9 protein-coding genes and 1 other RNA gene are annotated in these 15,343 nt (G+C 59.2%); 4 read left to right on the plus strand and 6 right to left on the minus strand.

The genetic code is table 11. The annotated features are described in order from the left end of the window. Positions 1 to 114 precede the first annotated feature (114 nt). A complete protein-coding gene (locus tag BLL42_RS04670) occupies positions 115 to 1,815 on the minus strand; it encodes a putative bifunctional diguanylate cyclase/phosphodiesterase (RefSeq protein ID WP_071550992.1) in 1,701 nt (566 codons plus the stop codon). 489 nt (positions 1,816 to 2,304) lie between these two features. On the opposite strand from BLL42_RS04670, the gene BLL42_RS04675 reads away from it, so the two are divergent. Both BLL42_RS04675 and BLL42_RS04680 read left to right on the plus strand, forming a co-directional pair. Beyond that, positions 2,305 to 2,619 (plus strand): helix-turn-helix domain-containing protein, encoded by a 315-nt coding sequence (locus tag BLL42_RS04675; protein ID WP_071550993.1) that lies wholly within the window; start codon positions 2,305 to 2,307, stop codon positions 2,617 to 2,619. Between the two features lie 136 nt (positions 2,620 to 2,755). Beyond that, positions 2,756 to 3,124: a VOC family protein gene (locus tag BLL42_RS04680; protein WP_071550994.1), complete on the plus strand. Its 369-nt coding sequence runs from the start codon at positions 2,756 to 2,758 to the stop codon at positions 3,122 to 3,124. Positions 3,125 to 3,244: 120 nt separating this feature from the next. Here the strand turns inward: BLL42_RS04680 and ffs are convergent. The 5 genes from ffs to BLL42_RS04705 form a co-directional block, all read right to left on the minus strand. After that, positions 3,245 to 3,341, minus strand: an RNA gene (gene ffs, locus BLL42_RS04685) — signal recognition particle sRNA small type. A 189-nt stretch (positions 3,342 to 3,530) separates the two neighbouring features. Continuing rightward, positions 3,531 to 5,888 carry an NAD-dependent DNA ligase LigA gene (gene ligA / locus BLL42_RS04690; RefSeq protein WP_071550995.1) on the minus strand — a complete coding sequence of 786 codons (2,358 nt, stop codon included), beginning with the start codon at positions 5,886 to 5,888 and terminating at the stop codon, positions 3,531 to 3,533. Between the two features lie 91 nt (positions 5,889 to 5,979). After that, a complete protein-coding gene (gene zipA / locus BLL42_RS04695; protein ID WP_071550996.1) occupies positions 5,980 to 6,828 on the minus strand; it encodes a cell division protein ZipA in 849 nt (282 codons plus the stop codon). Between the two features lie 256 nt (positions 6,829 to 7,084). Continuing rightward, positions 7,085 to 10,573 (minus strand): chromosome segregation protein SMC, encoded by a 3,489-nt coding sequence (gene smc / locus BLL42_RS04700; RefSeq protein WP_071550997.1) that lies wholly within the window; start codon positions 10,571 to 10,573, stop codon positions 7,085 to 7,087. 2 nt (positions 10,574 to 10,575) lie between these two features. Beyond that, positions 10,576 to 11,235, minus strand: coding sequence for a GntR family transcriptional regulator (locus tag BLL42_RS04705; RefSeq protein ID WP_071550998.1), 660 nt, complete (start codon positions 11,233 to 11,235; stop codon positions 10,576 to 10,578). Between the two features lie 266 nt (positions 11,236 to 11,501). On the opposite strand from BLL42_RS04705, the gene xdhA reads away from it, so the two are divergent. Both xdhA and xdhB read left to right on the plus strand, forming a co-directional pair. Then, the gene (gene xdhA / locus BLL42_RS04710; RefSeq protein WP_071550999.1) at positions 11,502 to 12,956 is read left to right on the plus strand and encodes a xanthine dehydrogenase small subunit; all 1,455 of its coding nucleotides are present in this window, start codon (positions 11,502 to 11,504) and stop codon (positions 12,954 to 12,956) included. Continuing rightward, positions 12,949 to 15,342 (plus strand): xanthine dehydrogenase molybdopterin binding subunit, encoded by a 2,394-nt coding sequence (gene xdhB, locus BLL42_RS04715; RefSeq protein WP_071551000.1) that lies wholly within the window; start codon positions 12,949 to 12,951, stop codon positions 15,340 to 15,342. The genes xdhA and xdhB overlap by 8 nt, the downstream gene beginning before the upstream one ends. Position 15,343 lies beyond the last annotated feature (1 nt).

The following is a 15,343-nucleotide window of genomic DNA, read 5'->3' on the forward strand; positions in this document are numbered from 1 at the left end:
TGCATCCGGTGCGCTCGGCTAATGTGGCCAAGCGGGTCTTTGGGGGCGTTTTACATCATCAGGCTCCACACTGAAACCAACGAACCGACCCCGGCCGATTCACCACAATAAGCCTCAGACGGCCTGGTCCAGCACCTGCCACTGGATCGGAGTGACGAAGGCCTCGACCCAGCCCGGCACCTCACTGGCCGGCATCGGCCGCGCGATGAAATAGCCCTGCGCCACCTCGCAGCCCAGGCGCAACAGCAACTCACCATGCTCGATGCTTTCCAGACCTTCGGCAATCACCTCTCGCCCAAAGGCCCGGGCAAGTCCAATCACCGCGGTGGTCAACGCCAGATCATCGCGATCATGCAGTATGTCGCGCACAAATGACTTATCGATCTTGATGGTGTGCGTGTGCAGGCGCTTGAGGTAACTCAGCGACGAATAACCCGTGCCGAAATCTCCCAGAGAGAACCTCACGCCCAGCGCCTGACAGGCTTGCAGACAGGTGCTGACGTGCTGAATATTCTCGATCGCCACCGACTCGACAATCTCCAGGTCAAGCAACTGGGGCGCAACCCAGGCGTGCCGTTCGAGCACGCTCTTGAGCCGATCAAAAAAATCCGTCCGCTGAAAATGCCGGGCAGCAATATTGACGCTGACCGGCCAACGTTGACCGTCCTTTTGCCATCGCGACAACTGCGCCAGAACCTGCTCCATCACCCACTCGCCAATATCGACGATCAGATCAGTCTCTTCCACAAACGGCAGAAACTCCCTGGGCGGCACCAGACCGTTCTGCGGATGCTCCCAGCGCAGCAACGCCTCAAAACCAACCACCGCACCGCAACGCATATTGACCTTGGGCTGAAAATGCAGGCGCAGCTCATCATTGAGCAAGGCCTGTCGAACCCGCGCGACCGTCTGATGAGTCGCCTTGACCTCTTGGTCGCGCACCACATCAAACAGGTGAAAACGGTTACGCCCGCTCTGCTTGGCCACGTACATCGCCTGATCGGCATGGCGCAGCAGGGTTTGCGCATCTTCGCTGTCGTCCGGGAACAGGGTGACGCCAATGCTGGCAAAGACATTGATATCCTTGCCCAGAATCGAATACGGCGCAGAGATGGCCCCCAGCACTCGATGCAGCGCCGCGCGCAATTCCGGCATATCGTGCACAAACCGCAAGATCAGCACGAATTCGTCCCCGGCCAGCCGCGCCACCACATCTTCGCCACGAACGATGGTGCGTAGGCGCTTGGCCACTTCCACCAGCAACAAGTCGCCACTGGCGTGACCATAGCCGTCATTGACCGCCTTGAAGCCGTCGAGGTCGAGCATGCACACCGCCAACGGCACGCTCTCGACACGGGAATAATCCAGGGCCTGCTCGAGCAAGTCGGAGAGATACGCCCGATTGGGCAGACCGGTCAGTACGTCATGGCCGACCCGCCATTGCAGTGAGTGCAGCAACTGACGCTTTTCACTGATATCGAAGCGAATCGACAGATACCGGTGGACCCGTCCGGTCGACTCGTCCAGCACCGGCACCATGGTGCTATCGACCCAGTACAGGCTACCGTCCTTGGCCCGGTTGCAGACTTCGCCCTTCCAGACATTGCCCAGGGCAATGGTGCGCCACATCGTTGCAAAAAAATCGTCAGGATGCAGGCCTGAGTTGAGGATGCTGTGGTTGGCACCCAATAATTCCTCGCGACTGTAGCCAGACACCTCGCAAAACAAATCGTTGACGTAAGTAATACGCCCCGCCAGGTCAGTCTCGGAGAAAATGGCGGCTGCATCTACAGCCCTGCGGTACTGCTCATCCATGAGTACGGCTCACTGTGGCTAGCGGTTGTACCGCTCGACCAGCGCGCAACGCCCGGAAGAGATGTTTTGAAAGAGGCGGCGCTGCGCAGGGAATCGCAGCGCGTGATGTTGCCTGAGCAACATCCTTGCAATAGAGCGGGCCGGCAAATTCAGATGCACGTTAAAACTCCATGAACAGCATTTGATGGCCCCCGAACAGACGAAGATCAACTAGGCTCAGAGGCCTCGTACAAACACGTCAGAAACGCTGACTCTGGTAATATTGAAACGGCATTTCGCGTCGTCAGCGGTGTCTCTGCACACCCTGCGAGTAACGCAATGCTGGCCGTCTCACATTGCCTGGACTTATAAAGTCTGGTCACCCAATGCCTGTGCGAAACGGTGATTCTACGAAATACATCACATTTTGCAAAGCAAGGTGATGGATCATGCAGTTGTCTAATGCAAAAATCTATCGTTAAGTTCTTGATTCTAAATGGGAATTGAGCGATGCAAATTTCAAGTTTGGGTCCAGCCATAAGGCGCTATCGCAAGGTGGCGGGGCTTACTCAGGCTGAACTCGGCGAAAGAACCGGTTTTGACCCCAAAACCATCAGCCGCTTCGAAACCGGCACCTATACCCCCAGCGTGGAAGCCCTGTTCATGCTTGCCGATGTGCTGGGAGTGAAGCTCAAAGCGTTTTTTGCCGATCTTGGCGACGAAGACGAACAGCGAGCGTATTTGTTCGGTGTCATACACAAAGCCACCCCGAAGGATCTGGGAAAGCTGATCGCGGCGGTAGACCAGGCCTTGTCCAAGCCTTAGAGCCAGATACAAAAAAGAGCAGATATGCGTATTGGGTTGATACACATGCCTGCTCTTTTGTTATCGACTACTGACAGAAACTGACAATCCGACCGTCTAGGCTTGAGCCATCAACGCCAACGACATCGGAGTCGCCATGAACGCCCAACATTACCTGCTGCTGTACGTCGACAGCCCCGCCACCAGCGCCCACTTCTACAGCCGCCTGCTGGACAAACCACCGGTTGAACTGCAACCGACCTTCGCGCTGTTCATTCTCGATTCGGGCGTAAAGCTTGGGCTGTGGTCCAGGCACACCGTGGAACCTGCGGCTGAAGCGGCGGGTGGTGGTGGCGAACTGGGATTCTCGGTGGCCGACGAACAGACGGTCGACACGCTGTACGCCGCATGGACCGCGCAAGGCCTGCGCATCGCCCAGACACCGACTGCACTGGATTTCGGCTACACCTTCGTGGCGCTCGATCCTGATGGGCATCGGTTGCGGGTGTTTGCGCTTTCGGAATGACGGTAAGGTTATTTCAGACGAAGCGAGGCATCGATCAGGAAAGATCAACGAGATAAAGATTCTGGATTTTTCTGAGGATGTACAAGCCTTGCGAAAGAAGGCTTGGCGTTAAGGTGGCAACCCCACCAGCCACACCCCGGCACACAATGTTCCCGCTGTGGCTGCTCCCTTCCGGGTCTGACCAGGTTCACGGGTAATCGTTGCGGGGGGACCGATGGGGTCACCATAACGACGCTCACCTGACGGCGAGCCGCGCCATTGTACCTATCTGAGACGAAGTTACAACCGTTGGCGCGGATTAAAAATATGAATCGGGTCAAGGACATGCGCAGCTCATGAAAAGATCGCAGCCTTCGGCAGCTCCTACCGGTAAATACCGATCCCGTAGGCTGCGATCTTGCCGACTTTAGACAGCGATGCCGCGCCCAGCCAAAAACGCCACGAACGCTTCTTCGTCCAGCACCTTCAACCCCAGCTCATTGGCCTTGACCAATTTGGAGCCGGCGCCAGGCCCCGCCACCACGCAGTAGGTCTTGGCCGACACCGAGCCCGCCACCTTGGCGCCGAGGCTTTCGAGCTTGTCCTTGGCGACGTCACGACTCATCAGCTCCAGAGAGCCGGTGAGCACCCAGGTTTGACCCGCCAGCGGCAAGCCTTCGACGACTTTCTTCTCGCTTTGCCAGTGCATGCCGAAGTCGCGCAACTGCTTTTCAGCATCCAGCGCCAGCTGACGGTTCTGTTCGATGGCGAAGAACTCCCGAACCGCGTTGGCCTGCCTCTCCGGCAGCGCCTGGCGCATATCCAGCCAATCGGCGCTGATGATCGCCTCCAGCGAACCAAACTTGTCGGCCAGCTTCTGCGCCCCGCCCGGTCCGACCGAGGGAATGTTGAGCTTGTCGATCATCCCGCCCAACGTGGTACTGGCGGCGAATTCGGCACCCAACTCGCGCTGATCCTGAATGTCCAGGCCATGCTTGAGCAGCTCTTCGATCACCTTCCGGTTGTGCGCATCTTCGAAGAAGCTATGAATCTCGTAGGCGACTTCCAGCCCGACATCCGGCAAGTACGTCAGCACTTGCGGCAATGCCTGCTGAACCCGCGCAAGTGACGCCAGTGAACGTGCCAGTACCTTGGCCGTCTCCTCGCCAACATCCGGAATACCCAGCGCGTAAATAAAACGCGCCAGCCCCGGCTTCTTGCTGTCGGCAATGGCGCTCAGCAGGTTCTTGCTCGACAGCTCGGCGAAACCTTCCAGGTCGACGATCTGCTCGAAGCTCAAGGCGTACAAATCCGCCGGCGAGCTGACCAGCCCCTCATCCACCAACTGCTCGACGCTCTTCTCGCCCAAGCCCTCAATGTCCATGGCCCGGCGCGAAACGAAATGGATGATCGCCTGCTTGAGCTGCGCACCGCAGGCCAAACGCCCGACGCAGCGATACACCACCCCTTCGCTCACCGTTTCACGGCCCTTGCTGCGCTTGACCAACTGCGTGCGCTCGACATGCGAACCACAGACCGGGCAGCACTCGGGAATCTGCACGGGGCGGGCGCTTTCCGGGCGACGCTCGGTGACCACTTGCACCACCTGCGGGATCACGTCACCGGCGCGGCGGATGATCACCGTATCGCCAATCATCAAGCCCAGACGCGCCACTTCATCCATGTTGTGCAATGTCGCGTTGGACACGGTCACCCCCGCCACTTTCACGGGTTTCAATCGCGCAACCGGAGTGACCGCGCCGGTTCGGCCGACCTGGAACTCCACGTCGAGCAACTCGGTAAGTTCTTCCATCGCCGGAAACTTGTGGGCAATCGCCCAGCGCGGCTCGCGAGCACGGAAGCCCAACTCACGCTGCGAAGCGATGCTGTTGACCTTGAACACCACACCATCGATTTCATAAGGCAGCGCATTACGGCGTTCGCCGATATCGCGGTAGTAATCCAGGCATTCATCAATGCCCTTGGCCAGTTTCAGCTCGCGACTGACCGGCATGCCCCATTGCTTGAGTTGCTGCAGATTGCCGATGTGCGTATCGGCAATTTCGACCGAGACCTGGCCGAGACCATAGCAACAGAACTCCAGCGGACGACTGGCGGTAATCTTCGAATCCAGCTGACGCAAGCTGCCCGCCGCGGCATTGCGCGGGTTGGCAAAGGTCTTGCCGCCGACTTCCAGTTGCGTGGCGTTAAGACGCTCGAAACCGGCCTTGGACATATACACTTCGCCACGCACCTCCAGGGTGGCAGGCCAACCGCTGCCCTGCAGCTTGAGCGGAATGTTGCGCACGGTGCGCACGTTGACGCTGATGTCTTCACCGGTGGTGCCGTCGCCGCGAGTAGCGCCGCGCACCAGCACGCCGTCCTGATACAACAAGCTGACGGCCAGGCCATCGAGTTTCGGCTCGCAGCTGTATTCAACCTCGACGCCACCGCCGAACAAATCGCCGGCCGGCAAATCCAGACCTTCGGTCACCCGTCTATCGAACTCGCGCATGTCGATTTCTTCGAAGGCGTTGCCGAGACTGAGCATTGGCACTTCGTGCCGTACTTGAGTGAACGCCGAGAGCGCCGCACTGCCAACCCGCTGGGTCGGCGAGTCGCTGGTGATCAGCTCGGGGTTTGCCGCCTCCAACGCCTTGAGTTCATGGAACAGCCGATCGTATTCGACGTCCGGAATGCTCGGTTCGTCGAGGACGTGGTAGCGGTAGTTATGCTGATCCAGCTCAGCACGCAGCTTTAGAATGCGATTTTCAGCGGCGGTCATGGGTGTTCTCTCATAAAGCAAAAGAGCAGCCGAGGCTGCTCAATCTATATTTGCTGATCGTCCCGCGCTTGGCGCGGGAGCAACCGTTGAATCAGCGCTTCTGGGTCAGCGCGCGACGCTCGAACTCGACGATACGTTGACGGTAGTGCTCGATGGTTTGAGCGGTCAGCACGCTGCGCTGATCGTCTTTCAGTTCGCCATTGAGCTCCTGAGACAGTTTGCGGGCAGCCGCGACCATCACATCGAACGCCTGTTTCGGGTGGCGCGGGCCTGGCAAGCCGAGGAAGAAGCTGACGGCCGGGGTACTGAACAGATCGATATCGTCCAGATCGAACACGCCAGGCTTGACCGCGTTGGCCATGGAGAACAGTACTTCGCCATTGCCGGCCATGCTTTCGTGACGGTGGAAGATATCCATTTCGCCAAAGCGCAGGCCGCTTTCCAGAATGTTCTGCAACAGGGCAGGACCTTTGAAACCGCCCGGGTCACGGCAGATCACGCTGATGACCAATACTTCTTCTGCCTGCTGTTGTTCTTTATTGACTGCAGGGCTCGACGATTTGGTTTCGTCCGGGAAATCATCACGGCTGCTGAAGCTCGGGCCGCCATCCAGGTCCAGATTCAAATTCAGGTCGCCCTGGGATGGCTCGCCACCCCGCTTGCCGCGCTTGGAACCCGACTCACGCGGCTCACGGGCAGGCATGCTCACCGACGGCAAGTCATGCTCGTCGAGTTGCGGTTCTTTATGGGTATCCAGCACGCGCGGCGGGCCCAGCAGTTCGGCGCCGCTGTCCTCGTCCGGCAGGTTGGACAGGCTTCGGTCCAGGCGAAATTTCAGCTTGCCCTTGCCGCCGCGCATGCGCCGCCAGCCATCAAAAAGAATACCGGCAATGACAATAATGCCGATGACGATCAGCCACTCGCGCAGACCGATTTCCATGTAATCCCGTGCCTCTATAAAAAATGCTGGAAAATAAGGGGTTTACAAGCTGTAAACCGCTTTAAAACGTGGCGCCAACTCTATGTTCTGAATGGCGTTTTGCCCACGCATACGAAAAATTGACATTAAACTAGCACGACCAAAGATAACTTTACACCGTCAGTCACAATGGCTTCAGCCATTATGTCGATTGGCCAGCAATCTCTGCGGGTAAAAACCCCTGCTCCCCGCAAATATTTGGCCTACGCGCCATGACTCAGGCATCCACCATCGCCATCGCCTCCTCGACATCCACAGCTACCAGACGCGAACAACCGGGCTCGTGCATCGTAACCCCCATCAATTGGTCGGCCATTTCCATGGCGATCTTGTTGTGGGTGATATAGATGAACTGCACCGTTTGTGACATCTCTTTCACCAATCGGGCATAGCGTCCAACGTTAGCGTCATCCAGGGGGGCGTCAACTTCGTCGAGCATGCAAAACGGAGCCGGATTCAGCTTGAAGATCGCAAAAACCAACGCCAATGCCGTCAGGGCTTTTTCACCGCCGGATAGCAAATGGATGGTGCTGTTCTTCTTCCCGGGCGGACGCGCCATGATCGTTACCCCTGTATCGAGTAGATCTTCGCCCGTCAGTTCCAAATAAGCGCTGCCACCACCGAAAACTTTTGGAAAAAGCGCCTGCAATCCACCGTTAATCTGATCAAAGGTATCTTTGAAGCGATTACGGGTTTCCTTGTCGATCTTGCGAATGACGTTTTCCAGGGTGTCGAGCGCTTCCACCAGGTCAGCGTCCTGAGCATCCAGATAACGCTTGCGCTCGGACTGCTGCTGGTACTCGTCGATGGCTGCGAGGTTGATCGCGCCCAGTCGCTGAATTCGTGCGGCAATTCGCTCGAGTTCTTCTTCGGCTTCTTTTTCGCCTACCGAGGCCACCAGAGTGGCGAGTACCCCGTGCAAGTCATAGCCGTCTTCGAGCAATTGATCCTGCAAGGTTTTGCGGCGTACGGTCAGGGCCTGCCACTCCATGCGCTGCTGTTCGAGTTGACCACGGATCAACTGCGATTGCTGCTCGGCCTGGTTGCGGCGCTTCTCGGCATCACGCAATTCGCGGTCGGCATCTTCCAGGGCGATCTGCGCGGTTCTCAGTTCTTCGTCTACGCTCATGCGCTTGTCGAGCAACTCTTCAAGCTTGAGCCGCAACTCTTCCAGCGGCGCTTCGCCCTCCTCCAGATTAAGGCTGAGCTGCTCGCGCTTTTCAGTCAGGCGCTCGGACTGCAATTCCAGCCGCTCCAGTGCCTGACGGGTTGAATCGTGTTGCGCCTTGAGCGAGCCCAGACGCACCGCCAATTGGTGCGCGTGGTCTTTATGCTGACGGGCCTCCTGCCGCACTCGGTCAAGACGCTCACGTAAACTATCGCGCTGGGCCAGCAGCAACTCGCGCTGCTCGGTGTCAATTGCCATGCTGTCGAGGGCTTCCTGCAATTGCAGGCGCGACTCGCCAACCTGTTCATGTTCCAGCGCACGCTGCTCAGCCAATTCGCCGAGTTCTTCATCGAGCCGGGTGCGGCGCAACGTCAGTTGCTCGGCCTTGGCCTTACCGGCGGACAACTGAGCTTTCAATTCACCTTGCTGGCGCGCTTCGTCTTGCAGCAAACGACGCAAGTGTTCGCGGCCATTCTCTTGCTGACGCTGCTGGGCGCGCAGGTTTTGCAAGGTGGTCTCCAGGGTCTCGACGGTGGCTTCGCGCTCTTCGCGCTCAAGCCCCAGACGCTGGATTTCCTGCCCGCGTGCCAACAGGCCGCTCTCGGCCTCACTGGCGCGGCGCACCCGCAAAAAGTGCCGCCCAACCCAGTAGCCGTCACGGCTGATCAAGCTTTCACCAAGCGACAATTGGCCACGCAGCGACAGAGCCTGTTCAAGACTGTCCACCGGCTTGACCTGGCCTAGCCACGGCGACAGATCGATCTGCGCCTCAACCTTGTCGAGCAGACTGCCGGGTATCCGCACACCGTCGCTGGCCGGACTGAGCAAGCGCAGATCGCCCTGGGCAAACCCGGACAAATCGAAACCCGCGAAGTCATCGACCAGCACTGCTTGCAAGTCGGCGCCGAGCACGGTTTCCACCGCCAGCTCCCAACCTGCTTCAACCTTCAAGCCTTCGGCCAGACGTGGACGCTCGGCCAAATGCTGTTCGCGCAACCACTCGGCGGTGCCGGTGCCCGGATCGAGCGCTGCCTGCTGCAATGCCTCCAGCGAGGCCAGACGCCCGTTGAGTCGTTGCAAGTCGCCCTGCGCCTGCTGCTGGTTTTGCAGGGCCAGTTGCAGCGCCTGACGTAACTGCTCAAGACGCTCGACCTGCGCGTCTTCGCTGGCCTGCAAATCTTCGAGCGTTGCCTCGCTGGCAGCCAGTTGTTCGCCGAGATCAAGGATCGCCGCGTCTTCCGGGTCCGCCGACAGCAAGTCGCGCTCTTCGGCCAAGCGACGTTGACGTTCGGCCAGCCGTTCCATGCTGGTTTCCAGCTGCTGGATGCGTGACTGCTGGACTTCAGCCTGACGCCGCGGCTCGGCCGAGCGCAGGTTGAAACTGTCCCACTGCTCCTGCCAGCCGTGCATGGTGGTTTCGGATTCTTCCAGCGCGGCGGCGGCCTCTTCAGCGGCGGCGCTGGTGACTTCCTGCTCGGGCGTGAGCATGTCCAGCTCTTCGCCGAGGGTCGCCAGCAACGTGCGGTCGTGGCCCAGGTGCGACTCGGTTTCCAGGCGCGAACGCTCGGCTTCCTTGAGGTCGTCCTGCAGCTGACGCAAACGCTGCTGGCCATGCTGAATGCTCTGCTCGACCCGGGCGATGTCGCCACCGACCGAATAGAAACGTCCCTGCACCAGATTGAAGCGCTCAGACAGGTCGTGATGACCGTCGCGCAACCGTTCGATGCTCGCATCAGCATTACGTTGCTCAGCGACCAGGGCTTCGAAACTGATTTCCTGATGGCCGATGACCGCCTCGCGCTGGCCGACCTGTTCGTTCAATGCCTGCCAGCGTAACGCCGACAGTTGAGCCTTGAGCTGACGCTCTTCGGCCTTGTATTCCTGATACTTCTCGGCGGCCTGGGCCTGACGGTGCAAGCGTTCGAGCTGACGTTCCAGCTCATCACGCAGGTCGGTCAGACGCGCCAGGTTTTCGTGGGTGCGACGAATGCGGTTTTCGGTTTCGCGCCGGCGCTCCTTGTACTTGGAGATTCCCGCCGCCTCTTCGATGAAGTTACGCAGGTCTTCCGGCTTGGCTTCGATCAGCTTGGAGATCATCCCCTGCTCGATGATCGAGTAGCTGCGCGGGCCCAGACCGGTGCCGAGGAAGATATCGGTAATGTCTCGACGACGGCACTTGGTGCCGTTGAGGAAATAGGTGTTCTGGCTGTCGCGGGTGACTTTGCGGCGAATGGAAATTTCCGCGTAAGCCGCATATTCGCCGATCAACGTGCCGTCGGAGTTGTCGAACACCAGTTCGATGCTCGCCTGGCTCACCGGTTTGCGGCTGGTAGAGCCGTTGAAGATGACGTCAGTCATCGACTCGCCGCGCAAGTTCTTTGCCGAGCTCTCGCCCATCACCCAGCGTACGGCGTCGATGATGTTCGACTTGCCGCAACCATTGGGCCCGACCACCGCCGCCATGTTACTGGGGAAGTTCACCGTGGTCGGGTCGACGAAGGATTTGAACCCCACCAGTTTGATGCATTTGAGCCGCACGCTCAGGCAACCGGCAAGGCAGACAGCACCAGATCGCAACTGCGCTGGGCATAAGCCGAGAGCACGACGCGAATCTGTGGCAGATCACGCGCCAGCACGGCCGCGAGCAGGCGTTCGAACAGCTCAAGGAACTCGCTCATCTCGGCCTTGCGCTGTTCCAGGGCGAGAAAATACGCACGGCTCATGGCCGGTTGCAGGTTCTCGACGGTTTCTTGCAAGTACGGGTTGTTGGCGAAGGGGTACGCCGCCCGCATCACGCTGAAGCTGTCTTCGACAAAGGCGCGAATGTCCTGACGTTCGTAACTGGCACTCAAACGCTGCTGAATTTGCAGGAACGGCGCCATGTCGGCCTGGACTTGCCAGCGGTCGGCCACCGAATTGCCGAGCAGGATATACAGCTCGCTCATCAACGTGCACAGGCTCTGCACCTTGTGCGCGGTGAGCTCAGTCACATGGGCGCCACGACGCGGCAGGATGGCGATCAGGTGCCGGCGCTCGAGGATCAGCAAGGCTTCGCGGACCGAGCCGCGGCTGACATTGAGGGCCAGCGTGACCTTCTGTTCCTGGATGCGCTCTCCCGGCTTGAGGTCGCCGCGAATGATGCGCTCGGCGAGGTGGTGAGCAATTTGCTCGGCGAGGCTATCCGGCGCCTTGAACGTCATGGTTTTCCTTCAAACTCTTCGATCTGCACAAGCGGCGCAGTGTAGCGCACTTGCGGGGTGATGGCGCAGGGCCCAGCCAGCGGAATTTGGCACGATTCAAGCAAAAGGCGAGGTATCCCGAGAGGGTCAATAATGAAAGAAGCCGCTGTTGATCGGCAAAAGCGAATTTCCTGACCCTTAAGTCAGAAAACCATTGACCACAAAGTCAGACCTGATAAATTCGGTTCAAGTCGGTTAACAACAATAATGAGTCTGCGAGGCCTTCCGTGATCCAGTTTTTACTTAACCAGGAACTCCGTAGCGAGCACGCCCTGGACCCGAATCTGACCGTGCTGAACTATCTGCGCGAACATTTGGGCAAACCCGGTACCAAAGAAGGTTGCGCCAGCGGTGACTGTGGCGCGTGTACGGTGGTGGTCGGTGAATTGCAGACCGATGACAGCGGCCGCGAACACATTCGCTATCGCAGCCTCAACTCGTGCCTGACGTTTGTTTCGTCGCTGCACGGCAAACAGCTGATCAGCGTCGAAGACCTCAAGCACCAGGGGCAATTGCACAGCGTGCAAAAAGCCATGGTCGAATGCCACGGCTCGCAGTGCGGCTTCTGCACCCCGGGCTTTGTCATGTCGCTGTTCGCCTTGCAGAAAAACAGCGATCACCCCGATTCCCATAAAGCCCACGAAGCCCTCGCCGGCAACCTCTGCCGCTGCACCGGCTACCGGCCGATTCTGGCCGCCGCCGAACAGGTGTGTTGCGGTAAACCGACCGACCAGTTCGACGCTCGCGAAGCCGATACCATTGCTCGCCTGAAGGCCATCGCACCGACCGATACCGGTGAACTGAACAGCGGCGACAAACGCTGCCTGGTGCCGCTGACCGTGGCCGATCTGGCTGATCTCTATGACGCCTATCCACAAGCCAGGCTGTTGGCCGGCGGCACCGACCTGGCGCTGGAAGTGACCCAGTTTCACCGCACGCTGCCGGTGATGATCTACGTCGGCAACGTCGCAGAAATGAAGCGCATCGAACGCTTTGACGATCGCCTGGAAATCGGTGCCGCCACCGCCCTCTCCGACTGCTATGACGCCCTCAAGGCCGAGTACCCGGACTTCGGCGAATTACTGCAACGTTTCGCCTCCTTGCAGATTCGCAATCAGGGCACCCTTGGCGGCAACATCGGCAACGCCTCGCCGATAGGTGACTCGCCACCGCTGCTGATCGCGCTCGGCGCACAGATTGTGCTGTGCAAAGGCGAAACCCGTCGCACCCTGGCACTGGAAGACTATTTCATCGATTACCGGATCACTGCGCGCCAGGAAAGCGAGTTCATCGAGAAGATCATCGTGCCGCGTGCCAGCGCTGAACAACTGTTCCGTGCCTACAAGGTCTCCAAGCGCCTGGACGATGACATTTCCGCCGTCTGCGCGGCGTTCAATCTGCGCATTGAAAATGGTCTGGTCGCCGACGCTCGCGTTGCCTTTGGCGGTATGGCTGCGACGCCGAAACGGGCGAAAAGCTGCGAAGCCGCGCTGCTCGGCGCGCAATGGAACAACACTACGCTCGAACGCGCCTGCGCTGCCCTGGCCGAAGATTTCACGCCGCTCTCGGACTTCCGTGCGAGCAAGGAATATCGCCTGCTCAGCGCGCAAAACCTGCTGCGCAAATACTTCATCGAACTGCAAACACCGCACATCGAGACTCGGGTGACCGCTTATGTCTAACCATCACACAGTCGAGAAGACCCAAGCCGAACTGGCCGAACTGTTTGCCAAGGATCTGACCAGCGGCGTTGGCCGCAGCGTCAAGCACGACAGCGCCGACAAACATGTATCGGGTGAAGCGCAGTACATCGACGATCGACTGGAATTTCCGAATCAGTTGCACGTTTACGCGCGGCTCTCGGACCGCGCCCACGCGAAAATCATCAGCATCGACACCCAGCCCTGCTACGCCTTCGAAGGCGTGCGCATCGCCATTACCCACGAAGACGTGCCGGGCCTGAAAGACATCGGCCCGTTGTTGCCGGGCGATCCGTTGCTGGCCATCGACGACGTGCAATTCGTCGGTCAACCGGTGCTTGCGGTGGCGGCGAAAGACCTGGAAACCGCACGCAAAGCAGCAATGGCAGCGATCATCGAATATGAAGATCTGGAGCCGGTACTCGACGTGGTCGAAGCCCTGCGCAAACGCCATTTCGTGCTGGATAGCCACACCCACAAACGCGGTGATTCAGCCACTGCGCTGGCGACCGCGGAGCATCGGATTCAAGGCACGCTGCACATCGGTGGCCAGGAACACTTCTATCTGGAAACCCAGATCTCGTCGGTCATGCCGACTGAAGACGGCGGCATGATCGTCTACTGCTCGACCCAGAACCCCACCGAAGTGCAGAAACTGGTGGCGGAAGTACTCGACGTGTCGATGAACAAAATCGTTGTCGACATGCGCCGCATGGGCGGTGGCTTCGGCGGCAAGGAAACCCAGGCCGCGAGCCCCGCGTGCCTCTGCGCGGTGATCGCCCACTTGACCGGGCAGCCGACCAAAATGCGTCTGCCGCGGGTCGAAGACATGCTGATGACCGGCAAACGTCACCCGTTCTACATTGAGTACGATGTCGGCTTCGACGACACCGGACGCCTGCACGGCATCCAGCTGGAACTGGCCGGCAACTGCGGTTGTTCACCGGACCTGTCGGCGTCGATCGTCGACCGGGCGATGTTCCACTCGGACAACTCGTACTACCTGGGCGATGCGACCATCAACGGTCACCGCTGCAAGACCAACACCGCATCGAACACCGCCTATCGTGGCTTTGGCGGCCCGCAAGGGATGGTCGCCATCGAAGAAGTGATGGACGCCATCGCCCGCCATCTAGCCCTCGATCCGCTGGCGGTGCGCAAGGCCAACTACTATGGCAAGACCGAGCGCAACGTCACCCATTACTACCAGACCGTCGAGCACAACATGCTCGAGGAAATAACCGCGGAACTTGAAGAAAGCAGCCAGTACGCCGAACGCCGCGAAGCGATCCGGCGTTACAACGCCAACAGCCCGATCCTGAAAAAAGGCCTGGCGCTGACCCCGGTGAAATTCGGTATTTCCTTCACCGCCAGCTTCCTCAACCAGGCCGGCGCGCTGATTCACGTCTACACCGACGGCAGCATTCACCTGAACCACGGCGGCACCGAAATGGGTCAGGGTTTGAACGTCAAAGTCGCGCAAGTCGTGGCCGAAGTGTTCCAGGTTGAAGTCGACCGTGTGCAGATCACCGCGACCAACACCGACAAGGTGCCGAACACCTCGCCGACCGCCGCATCCAGCGGTGCTGACCTGAACGGTAAGGCCGCGCAAAACGCCGCCGAAATCATCAAGCAACGCCTGGTGGAATTTGCCGCGCGCCAATACAAGGTCAGCGAAGAAGATGTGGAATTCCACAACGGTCATGTACGGGTTCGCGATCACATCCTGACCTTCGAAGCACTGATTCAGCAGGCGTATTTTGCTCAGGTGTCGCTGTCGAGCACCGGATTCTACAAGACCCCGAAAATCTTCTACGACCGCAGCCAGGCGCGTGGTCGGCCGTTCTACTACTTCGCTTTTGGCGCAGCCTGCGCCGAGGTGATCGTCGACACCCTGACCGGCGAATACAAAATGCTCCGTACCGACATCCTGCATGACGTCGGCGCCTCGCTGAACCCGGCCATCGACGTGGGCCAGGTCGAGGGCGGTTTCATCCAGGGCATGGGCTGGCTGACCATGGAAGAGCTTGTCTGGAATAACAAAGGCAAGCTGATGACCAACGGCCCGGCCAGCTACAAGATCCCGGCGGTTGCCGACATGCCGCTGGACTTGCGAGTGAAGCTGGTGGAAAACCGCAAGAACCCGGAAGACACGGTGTTCCATTCCAAGGCCGTGGGCGAACCGCCGTTCATGCTGGGCATTGCCGCCTGGTGCGCGATCAAGGATGCAGTGGCGAGCCTGGGCGATTACAGACATCAACCCAACATCGACGCACCGGCCACACCGGAGCGGGTGCTGTGGGGCTGTGAACAGATGCGCCAGTTGAAGGCGGTGAAAGCTGCGCAAACCGAGAGCGAAACGATCTGAA

The organism is Pseudomonas frederiksbergensis (assembly GCF_001874645.1).
Classification (GTDB): Bacteria; Pseudomonadota; Gammaproteobacteria; order Pseudomonadales; family Pseudomonadaceae; genus Aquipseudomonas; species Aquipseudomonas frederiksbergensis_B.

What these genes read in the sequence shown, in the direction of transcription:
- BLL42_RS04670 (WP_071550992.1), bottom strand. Translation starts at nt 1,815, where the DNA reads ATGGATGAGCAGTACCGCAGGGCTGTAGATGCAGCCGCCATTTTCTCC.
- BLL42_RS04675 (WP_071550993.1), top strand. Translation starts at nt 2,305, where the DNA reads ATGCAAATTTCAAGTTTGGGTCCAGCCATAAGGCGCTATCGCAAGGTG.
- BLL42_RS04680 (WP_071550994.1), top strand. Translation starts at nt 2,756, where the DNA reads ATGAACGCCCAACATTACCTGCTGCTGTACGTCGACAGCCCCGCCACC.
- ligA (WP_071550995.1), bottom strand. Translation starts at nt 5,888, where the DNA reads ATGACCGCCGCTGAAAATCGCATTCTAAAGCTGCGTGCTGAGCTGGAT.
- zipA (WP_071550996.1), bottom strand. Translation starts at nt 6,828, where the DNA reads ATGGAAATCGGTCTGCGCGAGTGGCTGATCGTCATCGGCATTATTGTC.
- BLL42_RS04705 (WP_071550998.1), bottom strand. Translation starts at nt 11,235, where the DNA reads ATGACGTTCAAGGCGCCGGATAGCCTCGCCGAGCAAATTGCTCACCAC.
- xdhB (WP_071551000.1), top strand. Translation starts at nt 12,949, where the DNA reads ATGTCTAACCATCACACAGTCGAGAAGACCCAAGCCGAACTGGCCGAA.